Source organism: Idiomarina aquatica, assembly GCF_004362895.1.
Lineage (GTDB): Bacteria > Pseudomonadota > Gammaproteobacteria > Enterobacterales > Alteromonadaceae > Idiomarina.
Window position 1 is genome coordinate 58,945 of sequence record NZ_SNXI01000006.1, and the last position, 20,730, is coordinate 79,674.

At 48.4% G+C, this 20,730-nt stretch carries 19 protein-coding genes; 3 read left to right on the plus strand and 16 right to left on the minus strand.

Going from position 1 to position 20,730, the window contains the following annotated elements; all coding sequences use genetic code 11:
* Positions 1–10 precede the first annotated feature (10 nt).
* From DEU29_RS06495 to DEU29_RS06545, 11 genes are all read right to left on the minus strand, one after another.
* A complete protein-coding gene (locus DEU29_RS06495) occupies positions 11–1,780 on the minus strand; it encodes a sensor domain-containing diguanylate cyclase (RefSeq protein ID WP_133539444.1) in 1,770 nt (589 codons plus the stop codon).
* Positions 1,777–2,568 carry a TatD family hydrolase gene (locus DEU29_RS06500; protein WP_133539445.1) on the minus strand — a complete coding sequence of 264 codons (792 nt, stop codon included), beginning with the start codon at positions 2,566–2,568 and terminating at the stop codon, positions 1,777–1,779. The genes DEU29_RS06495 and DEU29_RS06500 overlap by 4 nt, the downstream gene beginning before the upstream one ends.
* 9 nt (positions 2,569–2,577) lie before the next feature.
* Positions 2,578–3,300, minus strand: coding sequence for a twin-arginine translocase subunit TatC (tatC, locus tag DEU29_RS06505; RefSeq protein ID WP_133539446.1), 723 nt, complete (start codon positions 3,298–3,300; stop codon positions 2,578–2,580).
* Positions 3,297–3,656: a Sec-independent protein translocase protein TatB gene (tatB, locus tag DEU29_RS06510; RefSeq protein ID WP_133539447.1), complete on the minus strand. Its 360-nt coding sequence runs from the start codon at positions 3,654–3,656 to the stop codon at positions 3,297–3,299. Before tatB ends, tatC begins: the two co-directional genes overlap by 4 nt.
* 2 nt (positions 3,657–3,658) lie before the next feature.
* On the minus strand, positions 3,659–3,919 hold the full coding sequence (gene tatA, locus DEU29_RS06515; RefSeq protein ID WP_133539448.1) for a Sec-independent protein translocase subunit TatA: 261 nt from the start codon (positions 3,917–3,919) through the stop codon (positions 3,659–3,661).
* Positions 3,920–3,935: 16 nt separating this feature from the next.
* Positions 3,936–5,588, minus strand: a complete 1,653-nt coding sequence (gene ubiB / locus DEU29_RS06520) for a ubiquinone biosynthesis regulatory protein kinase UbiB (RefSeq protein ID WP_133539449.1) — start codon at positions 5,586–5,588, stop codon at positions 3,936–3,938.
* Positions 5,588–6,190, minus strand: coding sequence for a ubiquinone biosynthesis accessory factor UbiJ (locus DEU29_RS06525; protein ID WP_133539450.1), 603 nt, complete (start codon positions 6,188–6,190; stop codon positions 5,588–5,590). The genes ubiB and DEU29_RS06525 overlap by 1 nt, the downstream gene beginning before the upstream one ends.
* A complete protein-coding gene (ubiE, locus tag DEU29_RS06530; protein ID WP_133539451.1) occupies positions 6,190–6,963 on the minus strand; it encodes a bifunctional demethylmenaquinone methyltransferase/2-methoxy-6-polyprenyl-1,4-benzoquinol methylase UbiE in 774 nt (257 codons plus the stop codon). The genes DEU29_RS06525 and ubiE overlap by 1 nt, the downstream gene beginning before the upstream one ends.
* Before the next feature lie 78 nt (positions 6,964–7,041).
* A complete protein-coding gene (recG, locus tag DEU29_RS06535) occupies positions 7,042–9,126 on the minus strand; it encodes an ATP-dependent DNA helicase RecG (protein ID WP_133539452.1) in 2,085 nt (694 codons plus the stop codon).
* Between the two features lie 6 nt (positions 9,127–9,132).
* Entirely contained in the window at positions 9,133–9,816 is a 684-nt protein-coding gene (gene trmH / locus DEU29_RS06540) for a tRNA (guanosine(18)-2'-O)-methyltransferase TrmH (RefSeq protein ID WP_133539453.1), read from the minus strand.
* Positions 9,817–9,852: 36 nt separating this feature from the next.
* A complete protein-coding gene (locus tag DEU29_RS06545; RefSeq protein ID WP_133539454.1) occupies positions 9,853–11,382 on the minus strand; it encodes a bifunctional GNAT family N-acetyltransferase/carbon-nitrogen hydrolase family protein in 1,530 nt (509 codons plus the stop codon).
* Positions 11,383–11,504: 122 nt separating this feature from the next.
* On the opposite strand from DEU29_RS06545, the gene DEU29_RS06550 reads away from it, so the two are divergent.
* Positions 11,505–12,854 (plus strand): Na+/H+ antiporter NhaC family protein, encoded by a 1,350-nt coding sequence (locus tag DEU29_RS06550; RefSeq protein ID WP_133539455.1) that lies wholly within the window; start codon positions 11,505–11,507, stop codon positions 12,852–12,854.
* 38 nt (positions 12,855–12,892) lie between these two features.
* Here the strand turns inward: DEU29_RS06550 and DEU29_RS06555 are convergent, their stop codons facing one another.
* The 4 genes from DEU29_RS06555 to gmk all read right to left on the minus strand — a co-directional run bounded on the left by DEU29_RS06555 (position 12,893) and on the right by gmk (position 16,491).
* Complete coding sequence (locus tag DEU29_RS06555) at positions 12,893–13,285, minus strand: RidA family protein (RefSeq protein WP_133539456.1); 393 nt, start codon at positions 13,283–13,285, stop codon at positions 12,893–12,895.
* A 2-nt stretch (positions 13,286–13,287) separates the two neighbouring features.
* Positions 13,288–15,393 carry a bifunctional GTP diphosphokinase/guanosine-3',5'-bis pyrophosphate 3'-pyrophosphohydrolase gene (spoT, locus tag DEU29_RS06560; RefSeq protein WP_133539457.1) on the minus strand — a complete coding sequence of 702 codons (2,106 nt, stop codon included), beginning with the start codon at positions 15,391–15,393 and terminating at the stop codon, positions 13,288–13,290.
* Between the two features lie 130 nt (positions 15,394–15,523).
* Positions 15,524–15,796 (minus strand): DNA-directed RNA polymerase subunit omega, encoded by a 273-nt coding sequence (gene rpoZ / locus DEU29_RS06565; protein ID WP_133539458.1) that lies wholly within the window; start codon positions 15,794–15,796, stop codon positions 15,524–15,526.
* A gap of 68 nt (positions 15,797–15,864) precedes the next feature.
* Positions 15,865–16,491: a guanylate kinase gene (gene gmk, locus DEU29_RS06570; RefSeq protein ID WP_133539459.1), complete on the minus strand. Its 627-nt coding sequence runs from the start codon at positions 16,489–16,491 to the stop codon at positions 15,865–15,867.
* 166 nt (positions 16,492–16,657) lie between these two features.
* Here gmk and DEU29_RS06575 point away from each other — a divergent pair, with 166 nt between their 5' ends.
* On the plus strand, positions 16,658–17,860 hold the full coding sequence (locus tag DEU29_RS06575) for a cyanate transporter (RefSeq protein WP_133539460.1): 1,203 nt from the start codon (positions 16,658–16,660) through the stop codon (positions 17,858–17,860).
* On the opposite strand, the gene DEU29_RS06580 is transcribed toward DEU29_RS06575, so the two are convergent.
* Positions 17,857–18,453 (minus strand): TetR/AcrR family transcriptional regulator, encoded by a 597-nt coding sequence (locus tag DEU29_RS06580; protein ID WP_133539461.1) that lies wholly within the window; start codon positions 18,451–18,453, stop codon positions 17,857–17,859. The two genes, DEU29_RS06575 and DEU29_RS06580, sit on opposite strands and share 4 nt — an antisense overlap.
* Positions 18,454–18,607: 154 nt before the next feature.
* Here DEU29_RS06580 and DEU29_RS06585 point away from each other — a divergent pair, with 154 nt between their 5' ends.
* On the plus strand, positions 18,608–20,647 hold the full coding sequence (locus DEU29_RS06585; protein WP_133539462.1) for a BCCT family transporter: 2,040 nt from the start codon (positions 18,608–18,610) through the stop codon (positions 20,645–20,647).
* The last annotated feature ends 83 nt before the right edge of the window (positions 20,648–20,730 follow it).

Here is a 20,730-nt window from a genome sequence, read left to right on the forward strand (position 1 = left end):
AATTGACCGGCTACACCGTAACGACTTGATCGCGACCTTCGCGTTTAGCACGATACAGCGCTTCGTCTGCCGCCTTAAACAAGTGTTCGGTGGATTGTCCTGACTGACTATTCAACTCTGCCACGCCAACGCTAATGGTAATGTGACGGGGGCCTGAGTCGGTATTGAATGGCTGGCTTCTTACTTGCGTGACAAGACGGTCAGCGAACGCTTCGGCTTGTGCCTGTGAGCAATCGGCCAAAATAACCGCAAACTCCTCGCCACCATACCGACAAACAATATCGCCGGGGCGCTTTGCACTATCTTTTAGTCTATCAGCCATGCCTTTCAGAATTTGGTCACCAATAAAATGACCATGGGTATCATTCACTTTCTTAAAGTGATCAATATCGACCATCAACAGGCTGAGTGGTCGCTTACTGCGGTAGGCGCGCCGATATTCTTTCTCTATCTGCTGACTAAAATAACGGCGATTATAAAGACCGGTTAACGAGTCTTCATAATTGCGTTTTTCAAGCTCAGCATTTACATCCTGTAACTCACGTAACGCAATTTGCAACTCAAAGGTTCGCTCTTCTACGCTCCCTTCCAGCTCCTCGTTGTAGCGTTGTTGGGCCTCAAGTTTCTCGCGTCGCTGCTCGTTATATCTAACAGCCAACACCCAGGAAAGTAATAATATCTCGATGCCGGAGCCCAACATGATGGCATGTCGTTGAATAAACATGCTATCAATCACTCCCAGGTATCCCAGCGACTTGGCCATTACAGATAGCAGTAAAGTGCCCCAGGCAATGGTGAACATGCGCGCGTAGACAAAGCCCTTACGCCACAAGTAAGCTCCTACAATCAACAAATACAGACAGCCTGGTGCGGCCAACGTAAGTAATACGTGGATACTGATTCGATAGCTCGCGAAAATACCTACTAACAAGGTAAAAAAGGACAAACCAGCCATAATAAACAGACCCCGGGCCAGGGTACGACGGTACTGTTTTAAACGCAGCAGCTGATAGGCAAAAAGTGCGGCTGTTAAAAGAGTTAAACTACCAAAAATTGGGATGCCTTTGTCCTGCAGAAACAGCGATTCCGGCCACAGGTAACGAAAGCCTAAGCCGTCCAGCGACAACATCAACCCGCCAAAAAACAGGGTGTACAAAGAGTAGAGACCAAACTCCGGCTCTCGTGACGCAACAAACCCGAACAGGTTATAAACAGCCATACATAACAGGACACCAAAATAGATGCCTTCAGCTAATCTTTTTTGCATTTGCGTATCAAAAAACTGGGTTTCGCTGCGCATTGATAATGGCAGTCGCATAGAGCTTTCTGTACGCGCACTAAAGTACATAACACCAGCTTGACCAGCCGGAATTGGCACGGAAAACTCAGAAGTTAAAATCGGCCGTTGGTAATAAGGTTGGCGGTCGCCTAGCTTATAGGTCGTTATGTCGTTAGCTTTTACCCAGTACAGGTTAAGATAATCGATTAACGGATAACCTACGTGAAGTACTCGGTCGTAGCTTGCGCTGTCAATCGAGAGCCTGAACCAATATTCGTCCTTGGTATAACCAAAAGAGGCCCGCTGACTTTGTAATGGTTCCCACGTCACCGAGTCGTTATCATAAACATCCGCCAAGGTTAGCTGCTGTTCGCTGCTCAGATACCAGATATCAAGTTCATTGCCTGCCTGTGGCGCCTCGGCTTGAGCATTAACGCCAAACCAAAGCGTAAGCAGCAACACTAATCCGACGCCAAATATGCCATATAACCAACGCATCATCCGCTTGCCTCCGACAACGCAAACAGGCGACACGCATTATCAGTAGTTAATTTAGCTACTTCTTCCTGCTTTAAGTTTAAGTGCTGAGCCAGCGCACAGCCAACTTCCGGCAGCCATTGTGGTTCGTTAAGTTTAGGTCGGGGACGTAACGTACGAGGCAACAAGAAGGGCGCATCAGTTTCAATCAATAACTGATCTTGGGGCAGCAGTGGTAATGCCGCTACTAGCGCCTGGTTGCGGCGATCATCACACAACCAACCTGTTATTCCAAACCAGTGTCCTCTTGCTTTGTAGGCTTTAGCATCCTCCGGCCCCCCGGTAAAACAGTGAGAGATACATTCAGTCGATGCTGAGCACAATTTATCAAGCAATTGGATCTGCTTTTCACGCGCATCGCGCTCATGCAGGTACAAAGGTAAGCCAAGCCGATTAGCCAGCTGAATTTGTTCGCTAAACACCTTAATCTGTTGTTCTGGCGGCGAATAATTTCGGTTAAAGTCCAGGCCGCACTCACCAATAGCGACTACTGCAGGATGTTTTGCAAGTTCCGTCAAACGCTCAAGGTAGTTTGCACTGACCCCGGCTGCGTCATGAGGATGCACACCTACAGTAGTTACCAGCTGCTCAGGGTGTCGTTCGCATAGTGTAATGGCTGCCTGCGCTTCGCTTTCGTTAGTCGCGATAATAAGTTGCCGCGTTACACCTGCCGCCCGGGCACGCTCCATCACGCCGTCTAAATTGGTTAGCAGGCGTGTATTGGTTAAGTTAACTCCAGCATCAAACCACATCAGTGTTTATTATTCTTGTTCCTTTTTGGGTTGATACCACCGTCCTATGACCAGCCCCAATTCAAATAATAGCCACATTGGAATCGCTAACAATGTTTGCGAAATAATATCAGGGGGAGTCAGCAACATGCCCAACGTGAATGCCCCAACAATAATGTACGGGCGCTTTTTACTGAGTGACTCCGGCGTACTCACCCCACTCCATATCAATAATACAATAGCGACTGGTGTTTCAAAGGCAATACCAAAAGCAATAAATATAGCTAAAACAAAATCAAGATAACGCGAAATATCGGTGGCTATAGCCACGTCAGCCGGGGCAACACTGGTAAAAAATCCCATCGCAAGCGGCAAAACGACAAAGTACGCGAACGCAATACCGGCGTAAAATAGCATGGTACTGCTCGCCAATAAGGGCACCACTAAGCGTTTTTCTGAACGATAAAGCCCAGGTGCAATAAAGGCCCAGATTTGCCAAAGCAAAAAGGGAATAGCGAGAGCAACCGCAATCACAAAAGTTAGCTTAAACGGCGTAAAGAAAGGCGCTGCCACGTCAGTGGCAATCATTTGTGTGCCGGCAGGCAGGTGTGCAATTAGCGGGTCAGCTAATAATCGGTACAGGTCATTGGCAAAATAAGCCAATGCGGCGAATACGATGACAATGACAACAATAGCCCGCAATAGCCGGTTTCGTAATTCCAGTAAATGATCTAGCAGTGGCGAATCGCTCATACATCCGAACCACGCTTACCGTCAGTTGAATCGTCAGAACAAGTAGACGCCTCATCGTCGGTGCGCTGATAAGGCCTTTGCACGCTATCTGCCGCGCTTTGTAACTCTACAATTGAGCGCTGTAACTCCGGGCTTAAATCGCTAAAATCGCTGGCCTCTGCCTTTTTGAGGTTTTCGTGCAACTCTTTAATGCGCAACTCGTGGTCAAGCTCATTTTGCATTCGCTGCCCATAGCTACGGATACCGGAAAGCGTTCGCTGAGCGCTGCGAAGCGCAGAGGGCAATCGTTCGGGGCCGAGCACCAATAGGCCGACTATCGCTATTAACAACAGTTCCCAGAAGCCGATATCAAACATGGTTACTTCCGCGAGGAATCAGTTTCTGATCGGTCAGATTCAGTTTTATGTGATTCGTTTTTTTGCTCAGATAGCTGGCTATCAGGCTTGCCTTCTTTATCTGATTCCGCCTCATCCGCTTTATCACTGTCACCCATCGAGTTTTTAAACCCTTTAACGGCACTACCCATATCACTACCTAAGTTGCGCAAACGTTTGGTGCCGAAAAGCAGTACCACAATGACCAATAGAATAAGCAGTTGCCAAATACTAATGCCGCCCATAATTCACCTATCTTGATTAAAGATTGTTAGCGCGGGGTCGCGACCGCCACGCCAAAGATCCCAGTATAACAGTAATCACACCGAAAGTGATCGGCCACAGAGGGGTGCTACTTTCTGTTACCAGCCATGCTGTACTTACCACACCGCTAGCTGCTAACAGAGACCAGAAGGAGCTGCGTGACGCCTGCTGCTGATGCATCAACTGCTGTTGATGTTGGCGCTCGAGCTGACGCTGAATATGTTGCTGAGAATTCAGGTTTTCATAGAGCAAATTAGGCAACTCCGGCAACTTCTCAGCCCAGTAGGGGGCGTTCTCTTTGACCGAACGAACCACAGCCCGCCATCCAAGCTGCTCGTTCATCCAACGCTCTAAAAATGGCTTGGCAGTTTTCCATAAATCCAGCTCCGGATAAAGCTGACGGCCTAACCCCTCGATGTACAATAAGGTTTTTTGCAATAACACCAGTTGCGGCTGTACTTCCATTTCAAATCGTCTGGCCGTATTAAATAAATTAATCAATACATGTCCGAACGAAATTTCGGCTAACGGCTTCTCGAAGATAGGCTCACAAACGGTACGTATGGCGGACTCGAATTCTTCAATATTGGTGTGCCGTGGCACCCAGCCTGAATCTACATGCAGCTCCGCAACTTTACGATAGTCACGATTAAAAAAGGCCAAAAAGTTTTCCGCAAGATAGCGTTTGTCTTCACGGTTTAAGGTGCCAACAATGCCAAAGTCAATGCCGATGTAGCGTGGGTTTAACGGTTCATCCTTGGCAACAAAAATGTTGCCCGGGTGCATATCTGCGTGAAAGAAACTGTCCCGAAACACTTGCGTGAAAAACACTTCGACGCCACGTTCGGCAAGCTTCTTCATATCTACGCCACGGGCTTGCAACACCTCAACATCACTAACGGGTATGCCATCAATTCGTTCCATCACCATCACGTTATGACGGCTGTAATCACTGTAAACAGTCGGAATATAAAGTAGTTCTGACTCTTCAAAATTACGTTTTAACTGAATTGCATTAGCTGCTTCACGCAATAAATCCAACTCATCGAGTAATGTTTTACGGTACTCCTTTACCACTTCTCTGGGCTTTAGCCGGCGTCCATCGGGTAAGTGATGCGCCATCACTGTTGCCAGGGTTTCCATTAATTCTAAATCGGCGTCGATAGTACGGCGAATATCAGGGCGGATGACTTTTACAACGATGTCCTTAACATCGTTCTCACCCAGCCGGATTTGTCCGGTATGAACTTGCGCAATCGAGGCCGACGCCAACGGCTGTGTATCGAAATTTTCAAACAACTCGGCGATATCGTTAATACCCAAGGATTTCTCAATAATCGCCTTGGCCGCATTACCATCGAACGGCGCCACACGATCCTGCAAATAGGCGAGTTCTAATGCGATATCGGGCGGCAGCAGGTCACGCCGGGTTGACAACATTTGTCCAAATTTAACCCACACCGGTCCGAGAGATTCCAACGCCAGCCTGAGCCGTACACCCGCAGGTTTGTCTTTATGCCGGTTAGGCATCCAGAACAACACATGACGGCCTAAACGCAAAGACCATGGCAGCCATTTAGCCGGAATCAGATCATCTAAACCATAGTTCAATAAGGTCTTTGTTATCGCGTAAAGTCGCCGACTGCGCATTACTGCTCCTGTTTTACCTGACGTTCCAGGCGTTCAATGGTCGCCCTGAGTTGTTGTAACTGTTGCTTAAACTGTTCAAATTCAATCCGTGCCGGAAGTAGCCGTTTTTCTTCAATCACAACCCCGTTTATCCAGCGACGATGAGACTTACTGGCCTCTTTCATATGTCGCTGTCCGGACCGCCACAAATTACTTAACCATTGCGCAGGCAGCACACCGAGCTTCGCTTCCAATTCCGATTCCCAGTCAATATCTAACCCTTTAACCAGCATTACTAATTGCTGCGCCAGCATCGGGTCACCTTCAATATCTAACTGCCCGGCTTTGATTAAACGCGTTAAATTAGCGTTATCAGTAAGCTCTGGTAATACGCCTAATTCCGTTTGTATCCAACAGTCTGCATCGCCCTCTGTAGAGGTACTTAGGCGTATGGCTTGTTGTTCAACTGTTACGGTAACAACAAACGGCAACTCTTTAATATCAAACCGTAAAACCTTTCCGGCAAGCTTCTGTAGTCGCTCCGGCGAGTTTGCATCACGCGACAATAACTCGTTGACCAGAGTCTCCAATACCAACCAGGGAATTAACGAAAGTGATTTCATTAAAACTTGTATCCTCGGTGCAGAGCAACAATGCCGCCGGTTAAGTTTTGGTAGTCGACGTTATCGTAACCTGCTTCGTGCATCATAGTTTTTAACGTTTCTTGATCCGGATGCATACGAATTGACTCAGCCAAATATTGATAACTATCCGCATCGTTGGCCACTAACTGCCCCATTTTGGGCAGTACATTAAACGAATAAAAGTCGTAGACCTGTTCAAGTGCCGGCGTTATCGGTTTGGAGAATTCTAATACCAATAAACGCCCACCCGGTTTCAGTACTCTGAACATCGAACGTAAGGCGGCAGGTTTATCCGTGACATTGCGCAAACCAAAAGCAATGGTAATGATGTCAAAACTATTATCGTCAAAGGGCAGTTGCTCAGCATCCGCCTGAACGTAACGAATATTACCGACATGACCTTTGTCACGCAGCTTGTCCCGGCCGACTTTGAGCATGGCATCGTTAATATCGGCCAGCACGACCTCCCCTTGCGGGCCAACCCGACGTGCGAATTGCGCGGTTAAATCACCGGTACCGCCAGCTATATCAAGTACCTTCATGCCTTGGCGAACACCGCTACAATCTATGGTGTAACGTTTCCAGAGTCGGTGAATACCCATCGACATCAGGTCATTCATTACGTCATATTTGGCCGCAACAGAATTAAAAACATTTGCCACCAGCCCCTTCTTCCGCTCGCGCGCGACCTGCTGGTAGCCAAAGTCAATCGAGTCTCTTTGTTGGTCTTGCTTATCTTGTTTATCGTTCATACAAACACCTTGAACCTATTTCCTTTAGTGTACTTGATGCGACCGGTTTGTGCGATATCAGCCACTGGCAATTGTGTCTTACACATGTGCATATTCATCGCGCCGCGGCAGCCATCGCTCGATTAAGGCGGAGGCAGTCGCCGGATAATCGCGCAGTAATTGCTCTGCTAACTGTTGCGCAGAAGGCACCAAGTCTGCGTCACGTTCTAAATCAGCAACTTTTAATTGTGTTAACCCCGTTTGTCGCTGCCCTAATAGCTCACCGGGACCTCTTATTTCTAAGTCCCGTTGCGCTATTACAAAGCCATCGTTACTTTCTCTTAATACGCTTAAACGCTCAGTTGCGGTTTTTGATAACGGACTTTTATAGAGCAATACGCAGTGGCTGGCGACTGAGCCACGCCCAACTCGCCCCCGTAACTGGTGTAATTGTGCCAAGCCCAGGCGTTCGGGATTTTCAATAATCATTAGCGAGGCATTGGGCACGTCAACCCCCACCTCAATAACCGTAGTTGCAACTAAAAGATCAAGTTCTCCGGCTTTAAATGCCTGCATCACCTGTTCTTTTTCTTCAGCTTTTAAACGCCCGTGAACAAGCCCTACCTTTAATTCAGGTAATGCCTGCTGCAACTCACGAGCGGTTTCTTCTGCGGCCTGACACTCAAGCACTTCTGAATCTTCAATTAGCGTGCACACCCAATAAGCCTGTCGTTGTTCCGTTATGCATACCTCTCTAACACGCGCTATCACTTGGTCACGGCGTGTATCGGGGATTGCCACCGTAGTCACCGGTGTGCGCCCCGGTGGCAACTCGTCAATCACCGAGGTTGCTAAATCAGCATATGCTGTCATTGCTAAGGTGCGCGGTATTGGTGTTGCCGTCATGATTAACTGATGCGGCTGAAAACCCGCTTTAACGCCCTTCTGTCGCAGTTGCAGCCGCTGGTGCACGCCGAAACGATGTTGCTCATCAATAATGACTAACGCGAGCCGTTGATAATGCACGTCGTCCTGGAACAAGGCATGAGTACCAACTAACATCGCAACCTCTCCGTCAGCGACCTGCTGCAACAACTGTTGCCGCGCTTTGCCTTTGGTGCGCCCGCTTAACCAGCCAACACCAATACCCAACGGCTCCAGCCATTGGGAAAACGACAATGCATGTTGCTCCGATAACAGTTCTGTTGGCGCCATCAAGGCAACCTGATAACCGGCTTCTATTGCGGCCAGCGCTGCCAGCGCTGCAACCAGCGTTTTCCCTGAGCCGACATCGCCCTGTACCAGACGCATCATGGGCACACTTTTTTGCAGGTCGTTTGCTATTTCTGCAACCACACGTTGCTGCGCCTGCGTCGGTTTAAATGGCAAAGTCGCTAAAAATTGTTGCGCGAGTTCGCCGTTAGCACGAATCGCGATGCCGCCCTCACTTTGGCGTTGCTGTCGCAATTGCAGCAAGCTAATTTGATGCGCTAACAACTCTTCAACCGCCAGCCGCTGTTGAGCCGGGTGCTGACCAAGTTCCAGTTGTTGTAGCGATGTTCCAACAGGCGGGTGATGCAAGGTTTTTATCGCATCCACTAACGACAATTGATGTGGCTGCAAAGACGCCGGTAGTAGCTCCTCAACCGCGGCTGCAGTCAGATAGGACAACGCCTGCTCAATAATTTTACGTAACGCAGCCGGATAAACACCCTCCGTTGTCGGATAGACCGGCGTATAAGTCTTATCCAGCTTCACCTGCTGATTTGCTTCCAGCAACTGATAATCAGGATGAATAAGCTCAGCACCGGCCATGCCGTGCCTGACTTCACCAAACACTAACAATCGGGTGCCCGCGCTAAACTGTTTTAATTGCGCTGCGCTGAACTGGAAAAAGCGCAAAGTGATAGAGCCGCTGTCATCTTTAGCTCTGACCAGCAGCATGCGTTTGCGGCCATATTTAATCTCTGCATGCTGCACGTCGACCACAAGGTTTGCAGATTGCCCCGGTCGCAGTTGCGCTATCATTGCGATCCGTGTTCTGTCTTCATAACGTAACGGCAGATGAAAAAGCGCATCCTGTACGCTTTCCAGTCCCAATTTTTTTAGCTTTTGAGCAACTTTTTCACCTACCCCTTTCAGGGTCGTCAACGGGATTCGGGTAAGCGGCTGTGCAGTGGACATTGTCGACTATTTCGCTGTTCTCATGGCTTGCCACCAATCGTCACCGGCAACAATTTGGCCAGCTTCGTCAAGCTCAGGATAATCGATACCTTTGCGACGACAGGCCTTCGCATAAATGGGGTGGCCGCCCTCAAATAAAATACGCTGCCGTTCAGCGATATCCAGCTGATTATGCCCATATCGACCAGCAGCCTGACGCTGGCGTTGTGCTTCGTACAGCATCACCGCAGCCGCCACCGAAACATTTAATGATTGCGCCATACCGACCATCGGGATCATCACTTGATGGTCTGCAAGCGCCAGTGCCTCTTCGGTGACACCATGTTTTTCCTGGCCCATCAAAATGGCAGTTGGCTGAGTGTAATCAACGTCACGAAAATCAATCGCCTGCTCAGACAAGTTGGTTACAACCACCTGCATGCCCTGCTGCCGAACCGCCTTTATTGCATCTGCAACCTGATCATAATGCGAAACACCGACCCAGTTTTGGCTACCCAGCGCTAATCCGGCCGACATTTTGCGTTTTGATGACTCCCAAACAGCGTGCATTTTGTGCACGCCAACCGCATCGGCAGTGCGAATAACCGCTGACACATTGTGACTTTTATGAACATTTTCCATCACTACAGTCAGGTCTGGCTGACGCAAATTCAGCATTTCATTAATGCGCTTAAAGCGCTCCGGACTCATTCCTTAACCCTCACTTATCCTTATAAAATCACATCATTAACTACGATGTTTGCGGGAGACTTCGTAAATATCGGTACGTCGGTCTTTTAAGTTAGTGACCGAACCCTCGTGGTGAAGATAACGAAGTTCGTCTAAATTAAGGTCTGAAAACATCAGCATCTCGGTATTGGGTGTTGTTTCCGACATTATCGCGTCGTGCGGGAAGGCGAAGTCCGACGGCGAAAATACCGCTGATTGCGCATACTGAACATCGAGGCTCTCGACTTCGGGCAGGTTGCCTACGCTGCCACAAATAACCACATAACATTCGTTTTCGACTGCACGTGCCTGAGCACAATGGCGAACACGTAAATAGGCATTGCGAGTATCAGTCCAAAACGGCACAAACAATATCTCCAGCCCTTCTTCCGCCATGATTCGACCAAGCTCCGGGAACTCAACATCATAACAAATCAGAATACCAATGCTCCCGGCGTCGGTATCAAACACCTTAACCTCATTGCCACCCTCAATAACCCAGTCACGCTTCTCGTGCGGCGTAATATGAAGCTTGCGTTGTTCTTCAACCGAGCCATCGCGGCGGCAAAGGTAGGAAACATTATAAATACTGTCGCCTTCCTGCAACGGCATTGAGCCAGTAATAATATTGACGTTATAGCTCACCGCCATTTGCGACATTTCGCTTTTAAAACGCTCAGTGTATCCGGCAAGGAACCGTATCGCACTCATTTGCTGGCTCTGATCCGTCAATCCCATCAACGGGGTATTAAAAAACTCAGGCAGCACCGCAAAGTCACTTTGGTAATTAGAGAGCGCGTCAATAAAATACTCGACCTGCTGTAACAATTCATCGACAGACTCTACCGATCGCATTTGCCACTGCACAGCTCCCACGCGGACGTTTTGAATACGCGTAGTTAAAATGCTGGTAGAAGGGTCGTAGAGGAAGTTGTTCCACTCTAACAAAGTCGCGAAACCGCGAGATTTTTGATCTTCCGGCAGATACTTACCCAGCAGGCGTTTAACCGTAAAGTCGTTGGCTAACTGGAAGGTTAATATCGGATCATAAATTTCGCGGCGCTGAACCTTATCTAAATATTGACTCGGGGTCAGCTCCTCAGAATATTTGTGATAGTTGACAATACGACCACCAGCGAGAATCGCACGCAGGTTGGCCTGGCGGCACAGCTCTTTACGCGCATCATATAACCGACGTCCCAGCCGATAACCACGATAATCCGGGTGGATCAGCACATCCAGCCCATAAAGTGCATCACCTTTTTTATCGTTGAGAATCGCCTCGCGATGACCAATTAAATCGTCATAGGTGTGCGGGTTAGAAAATTTGTTGTAGGCCACCTTAACAGTAAGGGCGACACCAACAATTTTGCCGTTATCCTCAAGGCAAAACTGCCCCTCCGAGAAGTCTTTTATCAGCTTCTCGATTGTAAACTGGCTCCAGGCACCACCAATATCGGTATAGATGGCATCCATTAACTCTTTTAATTGTGGGTAATCTTCTAAGCGAAGGTTGCGTAACTGTAGGTGGAGATCATCCGGACTCATAACTGCCCCAAAACGGTAAAACCATGTTATAGGTAGTTTACACGTAAATTGATCAGGGTTGCACTAGAGGGATTAGCTGTATAAACTTCTGGACGTCTAAATAAAAATATAAAGGAAGTGGTATGAATTCATCCGCCGCCGTTCAGCCCCCGAGCGCCAAGGCACTGTTGCCGCTGGCGTTGTTTTTGGCTTTGTTTTTGGGAACTGGTATTTATTTTCAAACAGAAGGTGTTGAGTACGCCTTCTATCAGCTACCTAGTCCAGTTGCGATTCTACCGGCTATTGCGCTGGGCATATTGCTGAGCAGGCAAGCGTTTGAAGAGCGTATCGCAACCTTTGTGGCCGGCGTCGGCGATAGCAACATCATTACCATGTGTATGATTTACCTGCTGGCGGGCGCATTTTCCACTGTCGCCGAAGCAACCGGTGGCGTCGACGCGATGGTGGCACTGGGCTTACAAATTATTCCGGCTTCGTTTTTGATTCCCGGGCTGTTTTTGATCGCCGGGGTGATATCTACCGCCATGGGTACTTCCATGGGAACATTGGCAGCACTAGCCCCGGTTGTACTAGGAATTGGCGAGGCAACCGACATCAGCCTGCCGTTACTTGCAGGTGTATTAGTTAGCGGGGCCATGTTTGGTGACAACTTATCCATTATCTCTGATACCACCATCGCAGCTACCCGCACCCAGGGCTGCAGTATGCGAGATAAATTCCGTGCCAACTTAAAAATTGCTATCCCCGCAGCTGTCATTACGGTGCTTTGGTTAATCAGTTACGACACCAGCAATGTGCCCCTTCAGATTCCTGACGCAAACCTTTGGCTTTGCCTACCGTATTTCGCGATTATCGTGTTGGCCGTGATGGGCTTGAATGTATTTGCCGTGTTAGGGCTTGGAATCGTGTTAGCCGCGGGTTTTGGTATGGTAACTGTCGACTACCAATGGGTGAAGTTTAGCCAGGATATCTACGATGGCTTTAGCAGTATGCAAGAAATTTTCTTACTATCGCTACTCATCGGCGGCCTTTCAGGCCTTATCCGACAACAAGGCGGCTTGGCATTTTTAGCCAAAGTAGTAGAGGCCGTCTCCAGCCGTGTTAGTAAAAACAAACAACGTTCGTCAGCATTCGGTATTGCGGGTTTAACCTCACTCACCAACCTTTGTGTGGCCAATAATACCGTCAGTATTCTGCTGGCCGGCGAAGTCAGCAAACGACTGGCTAAACAAGGGAACTTAGCCGCCCGGCAAAGTGCCAGCTTATTAGATATCTTTGCCTGCACGGTTCAGGGCGCGTTGCCATACGGTGCCCAGGCTCTGTTAATGGGAGCCAGCTTTGGTATATCACCGCTCTCAGTCAGTCTTCACACCGGTTACTGCTTTATTCTGGGCAGTGTCGCGTTGCTGATGATCCTGTGGCGACGGCCACTTGAAGATCGTCATCCGGAAACAGAAGAAGCGGCTGTTTAGCCGCTTCTTTGTCACTCGTTAAATTAAGCGAAAGCGCGTTAGTTGGTGCTTGGCAACTCTAAAATGCCATCAATTTCGATTTGCGCACCTTTCGGCAACTGCTTAACACCAATCGCTGCACGAGCAGGATAAGGCGTTTTAAAATGTTTTGCCATCACCTCGTTCACGATGGCAAATTCGGCCAAATCAGTCAGATAGATCTGTACCTTAACCATATCCTGTAATTCGCCACCGGCAGCTTCACATACCGCAGTGAGATTTTTAAAAACCTGTTCGGCTTGTTGGGCGAAATCTTCACTGACTAACTCCATCGTCTCCGGAACCAGTGGAATCTGACCAGAAAGATAAACAGTAGTGCCAATTTTAACGGCTTGTGAATAGGTCCCGATGGCCGCTGGTGCTTTATCCGTTGCAATAATAACTTTAGACATGATTACTTCCTTAAGCGCGTCACGCGCTGAACATCAGGCATTTTCCGAATGTGTCGGATAACGTCCGCTAGGTGTTTACGATTACGGATAGTTAATGCCACATCAATAAAATAAATATTCGCATCGATCTCTTCGGTTCTAAGGCCGTCAATATTACAGCCCGTTGTCGCAATCGCCGAAGTCAGTTTTGCCAAAGCGCCCTGGTGATTGACGATTTCGATACGAATTTCCGAAATAAACTCTGCATCGGGTTTATTATCCCACTCGACCGGGAAGTATCGACCCGGCTCATCCTCGTGCCCACGTACGTTTTTACACTCACGGCGGTGAATCACGAGCCCTTTGCCCGGACTTACGTGAGCAAGGATGTCATCGCCCGGGATCGGCCGACAGCATTTGGCAAAGCTCACCAACAATCCCTCGGCGCCTTTGATAGATAAGCTACGTTGCGACGGCAACTCGTCTTTTAACGTTTGCAGCTCCCCTAACAGACGCTTTGCAATAGCAACCGACATCATATTACCCAAACCAATTTGTTTGAGTAGCTCGTTTTTACTTTCAACCTTGGTTTCTGTCAGTACGCGCGTAAACTCGCTTTCCGGGATATCTTCATAGCTAATTGGCCCTAGGGCTGAACGCAGTAAGCGCTCACCTAACTGTTGCGCCTCTGAAGACTCCTGACCCTTGAGATACTGTCGAATCTTAGCGCGTGCTTTGCCAGTGACAACAAAATTGAGCCAGGCGATGTTCGGACGCGAACCGTTGGCGGTTTTTATTTCGACAGTCTGCCCGGTTTCAAGCGGTTTACTCAGCGAATACGTGCGGTGATTTACCCTTGCACCAATACAAGTATTACCGACATCGGTATGCACAGCGTAGGCAAAGTCGACTGCCGTAGCGCCTTGCGGTAATTCAATAATCCGGCCATCCGGTGTAAATACATAAATCTCGTCAGGGAATAAGTCGGATTTAACGTTTTCGATAAACTCAAACGAACTACCAGCGCTTTGCTGCAGTTCCAATAAACTCTGCATCCATTTACGTGCGCGAACCTGCGCTGTCGTGCCGGCATCATCGGTATTTTTATAGAGCCAATGCGCGGCCACACCGCGATCAGCCATCAAATCCATCTCTTCGGTTCTAATCTGGATCTCAACCGGCACTCCGTGAGGGCCTTTCAGCGATGTATGCAATGACTGGTAGCCGTTTGACTTTGGAATCGCGATATAATCTTTAAAGCGTGTTTCGATAGGCTTGTAGAGGTTATGCAGCGCGCCGAGTACCCGGTAGCAGGTGTCTACACTATCGACTATCACCCGAAACGCATAAATATCCATGACTTGATTAAAGCGCAGCTCTTTGGTTTGCATCTTTCGGTAGATGCTGTGCAAATGCTTTTCGCGCCCTTGCACCCGCGCTTCAATGTGATTACCGTCCAGGCGCGATGAAATCTCACTTTGCACACGCTCCATAAACTCACGGCGATTGCCGCGAGCCTTTTTAACTTCAGATTCTAACAGCCGCGCACGCCAGGGATACAGGGCCCAAAAACCCAATTGCTCCAGCTCGTTTTTAATATCATGAATACCCAGGCGGTGGGCTAACGGCGCATAAATTTCTAGTGTTTCGCGCGCTATTCGTCTGCGTTTATCGGGACGCAAATGCTGAATAGTACGCATATTGTGGGTGCGGTCGGCAAGCTTGATCAGAATAACGCGAATATCCTGAGTCATTGCCATGATCATCTTGCGGTAGTTCTCGGCCTGAGCCTCTTCTTTTGAATCGAACTGCAGCTTATCTAGTTTTGATACGCCTTCGACCAAGTTCGCAACGGTCGCACCAAACAACTCCGCGAGATCCTCACGGCGAGTCTCTGTGTCCTCGATGACATCATGCAACAGCGCCGCCATGATGGTCTCGTAATCAAGGCGCATATCAGCTAGTAGACTCGCAACCGCTACAGGGTGAGTGATATAGGGCTCACCACTACTACGTTTCTGGCTGCTGTGTGCATCATTGGCTACCACAAAAGCCTGTTGCACCTGCTCCACTTGTTCCGCGGGCAAGTAGTCACTAATTTGCGTTTTTAAGCCTTCAAATAGGTACACCGACTATCTCCGCGACAGAATATGCTTTTGCGTGAACTGATGGGTCTGTTTCTAAACAGAATACGAGCATTCCAACAAAAAAGCCAACGACCGTTGAGTCGTTGGCTTATATCATGCTTGGGTAAATAGTTTATTCTACGCCGCGCAAAGCATTTACGGCTTGCATTTCCTCAGCATCGGCCTGCTGCTGAGCTTGACGATCTTCAGCGTCAAGGCGGTCGTTATCAATCAAGCCTTGCTCGATCTCACGCAAAGCGATTACCGTTGGCTTCTCGTTTTTTACTTCTACCAAGGGTTCTTTGCCCTGTACTGCCAACTGGCGCGCACGACGAGCTGCTAATAAAATTAAATCAAAGCGGTTGCCAACGCGATCTACGGCATCTTCAACGGTTACGCGAGCCATGGTTTACTCCCCATAAAGCCTGAGTGATATTTTCCGAAAGGCTAATTATTATACGGAAAACGTCGCAATTAGCCAAGTAATTCCTTAAGAGTTTCGCCATACCGGACTTGCTGTAATGGCATGCGGCAACGTTGAGCCATAACAATGTGCTCTAATTGCGTCAAGGTATCGTCAAAATCGTCATTAACCAAAAGGTAGTCAAATTCGTGGTAGTGAGACATTTCGGCTTGTGCTTTCGCCATTCGCTTGGCAATAACTTCATCACTGTCCTGACCACGTTGACGTAAACGCTGCTCAAGAATTTCCAGGCTCGGCGGTACAATAAAAACAGACCGCGTTTGTGGATGATGCTCCCGCACTTGCTGCGCACCCTGCCAGTCGATATCTAAAAATACGTCGATACCTGCCGCCAAAGATTGTTCGACGACTTTCCTGGATGTGCCATAGTAGTTATCGAAAACCCTGGCCCATTCGTAAAATTCACCACGGTCAATGCGTTGTTCAAATTCCGGCACCGTTAAAAAGTGATAATGAACACCGTTTTCCTCACCCGGGCGCGGCGCGCGCGTCGTTGACGATACCGATACTTGCATCGACCTATCCGAATGCTTTTCTAGCAGTGCCTTTATCAGGCTTGATTTGCCGGCACCACTTGGTGCTGCAATGATGAACAGGTTGCCGCTATGCGTCGCCATGCTGGTTGCCATATGCACAATATTTCATTGTTAATAGTGGCGTAAGAGAATACCACGGTTGGGCTGGGTTGGTAAAAACTGAATTTATCCTGTCATCGCAAATATTCACAGCAACGACAAAACACAGTAAAGTGTTCGGTTCAGGCTAATTAAAGGAATAAATGCAGTGCCAAAGACCACCAAAAGCAACCTCAACACGTCTCCAAAAGCTTTATTATTTGGTTTGCTATTGCTGGTTCTGCTGGGCCTTAACCTGCGCCCATTATTAACATCTGTGGGACCGTTAACCGACGAATTAATTAACTTAACGGACGCGTCATACAGCAGCATCTCATTACTCACTACGCTGCCTATCCTAATGATTGGTTTGTTGGCACTGTTTGCCGGGCGGCTGACAATGACGCTTGGCTATAAACGCGGGATTAGCTTTGGCTTACTGATTCTGGCGGTCGGGTTGGCCATTCGCGTTTATCCCCCCACAACCGTATTACTATTGGGCAGTGCACTGATTGGCGGTTTTGGCATTGCGTTACTGCATATCATTATCCCCGAGCTAACAAAGCACCAATACCGCAACCGGCTGGGCCTGGTAACCGGCCTTTGGTCAGCAGCGTTAATGGGCGGCGCCGCGTTGGGCGCAGTACTCACACCGATGCTGGCAGACGCTTTGGCCGAGCGTTATTATGCCCTCGCCGCATGGTCGATCTTCGCCATCCTTACCCTGCTGGTATGGCTATTACCACAGAATCAGGTCCCCGCAGCGGATATTCCGCCAAGGCATTTACTGCTTAAAGCATTTAAATACCCACGCGCATGGTTTTTAGGTGCTTACTTTGCACTTGTAAATGCCGGTTATGCCGGTTTCATTGCCTGGATAGCACCGTTTTATGGTGAGTTCGGATGGCCTGCGCAACAAGCAGGTAACCTGCTCGCACTCTTTTCGCTCGTTCAAGTAGCAGGCGCACTCATTTTACCCGCGTTATCGCGCGGCTATGACCGTCGACTTTGGCTGGTGATTGCGGTAGTGACACAAATGATTGGCTTCGCCGGACTCAGCTTTGCTCCGGAAGTATCACCCTGGTTATGGTCAGGTCTGTGTGGCTTTGGCCTCGGCGGCGCATTCCCTTTGTGTATTGTAATGGCGCTTGATCACTTAGACAATCCGGTACAGGCAGGGCGTCTAGTGTCGTTCATGCAGGGTATTGGTTTTATATTTGCCAGCCTAATGCCGCTGCTAACCGGCTGGTTTAGAGACATGAGCGGCGACTACACGCTCGGCTGGCAACTTCATATTGTCGTAGGCGTGGTTATTTTGCTTTGCACGTTGCGCTTTAATCCGGCACGTTACAAACAACTTTTCACAGATTAACTTTGGTGGGCAGGCAATAACTGCGCATTAATATCTTCTGCCAACTGCTGTAGCTCTTCTACCGGAAGGTCACGCTGAGCCATCACGCTAAGGCCAATAATGCTTGATTGGTAAAGGCGTGCCAGACGTTCTGGCTGTGCGTGGGGCGATAATTCACCGGCGGCAATTACATGGCGGAACTTCTGCACAAACATCTGTTGCAGCTCGCTCATGTAATCTTTTACCACTTGGTTATCCATATTTTTGCTATTGCTGAGTTCCAGCAGTGTTTTTATGAGCATACAGGCTTTACTCGGGATGCCGGATTGCGTTTGTTCAACCATCGATAAAGTCAAATTAGTCACCCCGTCGAGTTCGCGCTCTCCGGTTGCCAGGGTGCTGGCAAAACTTTCCTTGATCGATTCACCATAACTCGCCAGCGCTTCTCTGAATAACCGCTCTTTACTTTCAAATGCAGCATAAATACTCCCCGGGCGCATATCCAGAGCGTGCTCGATATCCTTCATTGAGGTGACATGGTAGCCCTGACGCCAGAATAAACTCATTGCATTAGTAAGTGCGGTATCACGATCAAACTGTGGCGTTCTTGCCATTATGGTTCCCTGAACTGAACAAAATGTTCCCAAGAGTATAGACAAGCATTAGATACCTTAAAAGTGGATATTTATAAAAAGTGACCCTTTGTGCTTTTTCTTTAGTACGTTATAACTATTAATTAGGAAATAACCAAAATAACAGGAGTGTTAAATGGCTACCGATAAAAAACCATGGCATCACGCCATTTTGTTTCCGGTATTTCTACCCGCGATTTTTGTTATCGCCTTATTGGTCATTGGTACCTTAAGCGCACCCGAGCAGGCAGGTAAACTGTTCGATAGCACACTAGCCGGCATTACTGAGCATTTCGGCTGGTTTTATATGTTGGCGGTCGCGCTGTTTTTAATCTTTATCGTTGGTGTAGGGATTTCTAAATGGGGCCGTATCAAACTGGGTCCTGACCACTGCGAACCGGAATATAGTTTTACCTCTTGGTTTGCCATGCTGTTCTCGGCTGGATACGGCATTGCACTGCTGTTTTTCGGTGTTGCTGAGCCCGTACTGCATTATGCTGATCCGCCGGCCGGGGCTGCTGAAACAGTCAACTCAGCGAAACAAGCAATGCAGATCGCCTACTTCCACTGGGGTTTTCATATTTGGGCAATTTATGGCCTGGTTGGGCTTGTTTTGGCGTATTTTTCTTTCCGCCATGGTTTGCCGCTTTCAATGCGCTCCACGCTATACCCACTGATTGGCGAAAAAATTAACGGACCTGCTGGACATGCGGTCGACACCTTTGCCATCTTAGGAACTATGTTTGGTATTGCCACAACCCTGGGGCTCTCGGTTATCCAGATTAACACCGGCCTAAACTACTTATGGGAAGACATTCCCATTGGCTCTACAGTACAGATTATTGCTATAGCAGTTATTACTCTGGCAGCCATTGCATCGGTCGTTGCCGGTATGGACAAAGGGATTAAGAGACTATCCTTAATCAATATGTCGCTGGTTTTATTCCTGTTGCTATTCGTATTTTTCGCCGGTCCAACGGTGCATATTCTGGAGACCTTTTTACAGAATACCGGCGCCTACCTAAGTGGTATTGTCGAGCGCACGTTTAATCTGCAAGCGTACACGCGCAGTGACTGGATTGGTAACTGGACGCTATTTATTTTCGGTTGGACTATAGCGTGGGCCCCGTTTGTTGGTTTGTTTATAGCCAAAATTTCTCGTGGCCGCACGATTCGCCAGTACGTATTCGGCGTGATGCTGGTACCGTCAATATTTACCTTTTTCTGGTTTGCCGTGTTTGGCGACACAGCCCTCAACATGATTATGAACGAAGGCTACACGGCGCTAATTAGCGAAGTTCAGAATAATCAGGCAATTGCCTTATTCAAGCTCTACGAGAACTTGCCATTAACCAGTATCATCAGCTTTATCACGGTGCTATTGATCATTACTTTCTTTGTCACCTCGTCTGACTCTGGTTCACTGGTTATCGACTCGTTATCGTCAGGCGGCATGCTGGAAACACCCGTTTGGCAGCGTGTTTTCTGGGCGTCAACAGAAGGTATAGTAGCTGCGGTTCTACTCTTAGCCGGGGGTCTTAGCGCCCTACAAACCGCCGCTATCACCAGTGCCTTACCGTTTGCCGTAGTCATTCTCATCGCCGCCGTTGGCATGTGGCGAGCGTTAATCATCGAAGGACATCAATATACGAGCCTCAAAAGCCACCGCCAATTTCATCGCAGAGGGGTTAATGAAGGCCCTGATTACTGGAAAAAACGCCTATCCGGTCTGGTAGATTTTCCGAAAAAAGAACCGGTATTGTCGTTTATCTATGGCGCTGCTGAAGAGTCACTCAAACAAGTTAGAGATGAACTGAAAAGCCAGGATTGGCCAGCCGAGTTTGCCGAAGACAAAGAGCACAATCGTATTATGCTGACAGTTGAGCGCGATAAGGAGCTCGACTTTGCCTACGAAGTACGACTACGTGACTACTTGTTACCGGAGTTTGCTCTTACTAACGATAAGCACCGCGAAGTCTATTATCGTGCCGAAGTATTTCTGCGTCAGGGTGGCCAGTCCTACGACCTATACGGCTGGGAGAAGGCGGATATTATCAACGATGTAATCAATCAGTTTGAAAACTATCTGCACTTCCGTCACCACAGTCCTGGCGTACTGCCATGGGAGATGGAAAAACACGATGATGATCTGCAAGACACGGAAACGCAGAAGTAACTACACAAAAATGCAATAATTAATGAGCCGCCTTCGGGCGGCTTTTTTTATCCTGTATAGTAAGATACAAACGACTAATTAAG

What these genes read in the sequence shown, in the direction of transcription:
- ubiE (WP_133539451.1), bottom strand. Translation starts at nt 6,963, where the DNA reads ATGAACGATAAACAAGATAAGCAAGACCAACAAAGAGACTCGATTGAC.
- DEU29_RS06525 (WP_133539450.1), bottom strand. Translation starts at nt 6,190, where the DNA reads ATGAAATCACTTTCGTTAATTCCCTGGTTGGTATTGGAGACTCTGGTC.
- recG (WP_133539452.1), bottom strand. Translation starts at nt 9,126, where the DNA reads ATGTCCACTGCACAGCCGCTTACCCGAATCCCGTTGACGACCCTGAAA.
- DEU29_RS06550 (WP_133539455.1), top strand. Translation starts at nt 11,505, where the DNA reads ATGAATTCATCCGCCGCCGTTCAGCCCCCGAGCGCCAAGGCACTGTTG.
- trmH (WP_133539453.1), bottom strand. Translation starts at nt 9,816, where the DNA reads ATGAGTCCGGAGCGCTTTAAGCGCATTAATGAAATGCTGAATTTGCGT.
- DEU29_RS06585 (WP_133539462.1), top strand. Translation starts at nt 18,608, where the DNA reads ATGGCTACCGATAAAAAACCATGGCATCACGCCATTTTGTTTCCGGTA.
- DEU29_RS06555 (WP_133539456.1), bottom strand. Translation starts at nt 13,285, where the DNA reads ATGTCTAAAGTTATTATTGCAACGGATAAAGCACCAGCGGCCATCGGG.
- tatA (WP_133539448.1), bottom strand. Translation starts at nt 3,919, where the DNA reads ATGGGCGGCATTAGTATTTGGCAACTGCTTATTCTATTGGTCATTGTG.
- DEU29_RS06495 (WP_133539444.1), bottom strand. Translation starts at nt 1,780, where the DNA reads ATGATGCGTTGGTTATATGGCATATTTGGCGTCGGATTAGTGTTGCTG.
- rpoZ (WP_133539458.1), bottom strand. Translation starts at nt 15,796, where the DNA reads ATGGCTCGCGTAACCGTTGAAGATGCCGTAGATCGCGTTGGCAACCGC.
- tatB (WP_133539447.1), bottom strand. Translation starts at nt 3,656, where the DNA reads ATGTTTGATATCGGCTTCTGGGAACTGTTGTTAATAGCGATAGTCGGC.
- gmk (WP_133539459.1), bottom strand. Translation starts at nt 16,491, where the DNA reads ATGGCGACGCATAGCGGCAACCTGTTCATCATTGCAGCACCAAGTGGT.
- DEU29_RS06500 (WP_133539445.1), bottom strand. Translation starts at nt 2,568, where the DNA reads ATGTGGTTTGATGCTGGAGTTAACTTAACCAATACACGCCTGCTAACC.
- tatC (WP_133539446.1), bottom strand. Translation starts at nt 3,300, where the DNA reads ATGAGCGATTCGCCACTGCTAGATCATTTACTGGAATTACGAAACCGG.
- ubiB (WP_133539449.1), bottom strand. Translation starts at nt 5,588, where the DNA reads ATGCGCAGTCGGCGACTTTACGCGATAACAAAGACCTTATTGAACTAT.
- DEU29_RS06545 (WP_133539454.1), bottom strand. Translation starts at nt 11,382, where the DNA reads ATGAGTCCGGATGATCTCCACCTACAGTTACGCAACCTTCGCTTAGAA.
- DEU29_RS06580 (WP_133539461.1), bottom strand. Translation starts at nt 18,453, where the DNA reads ATGGCAAGAACGCCACAGTTTGATCGTGATACCGCACTTACTAATGCA.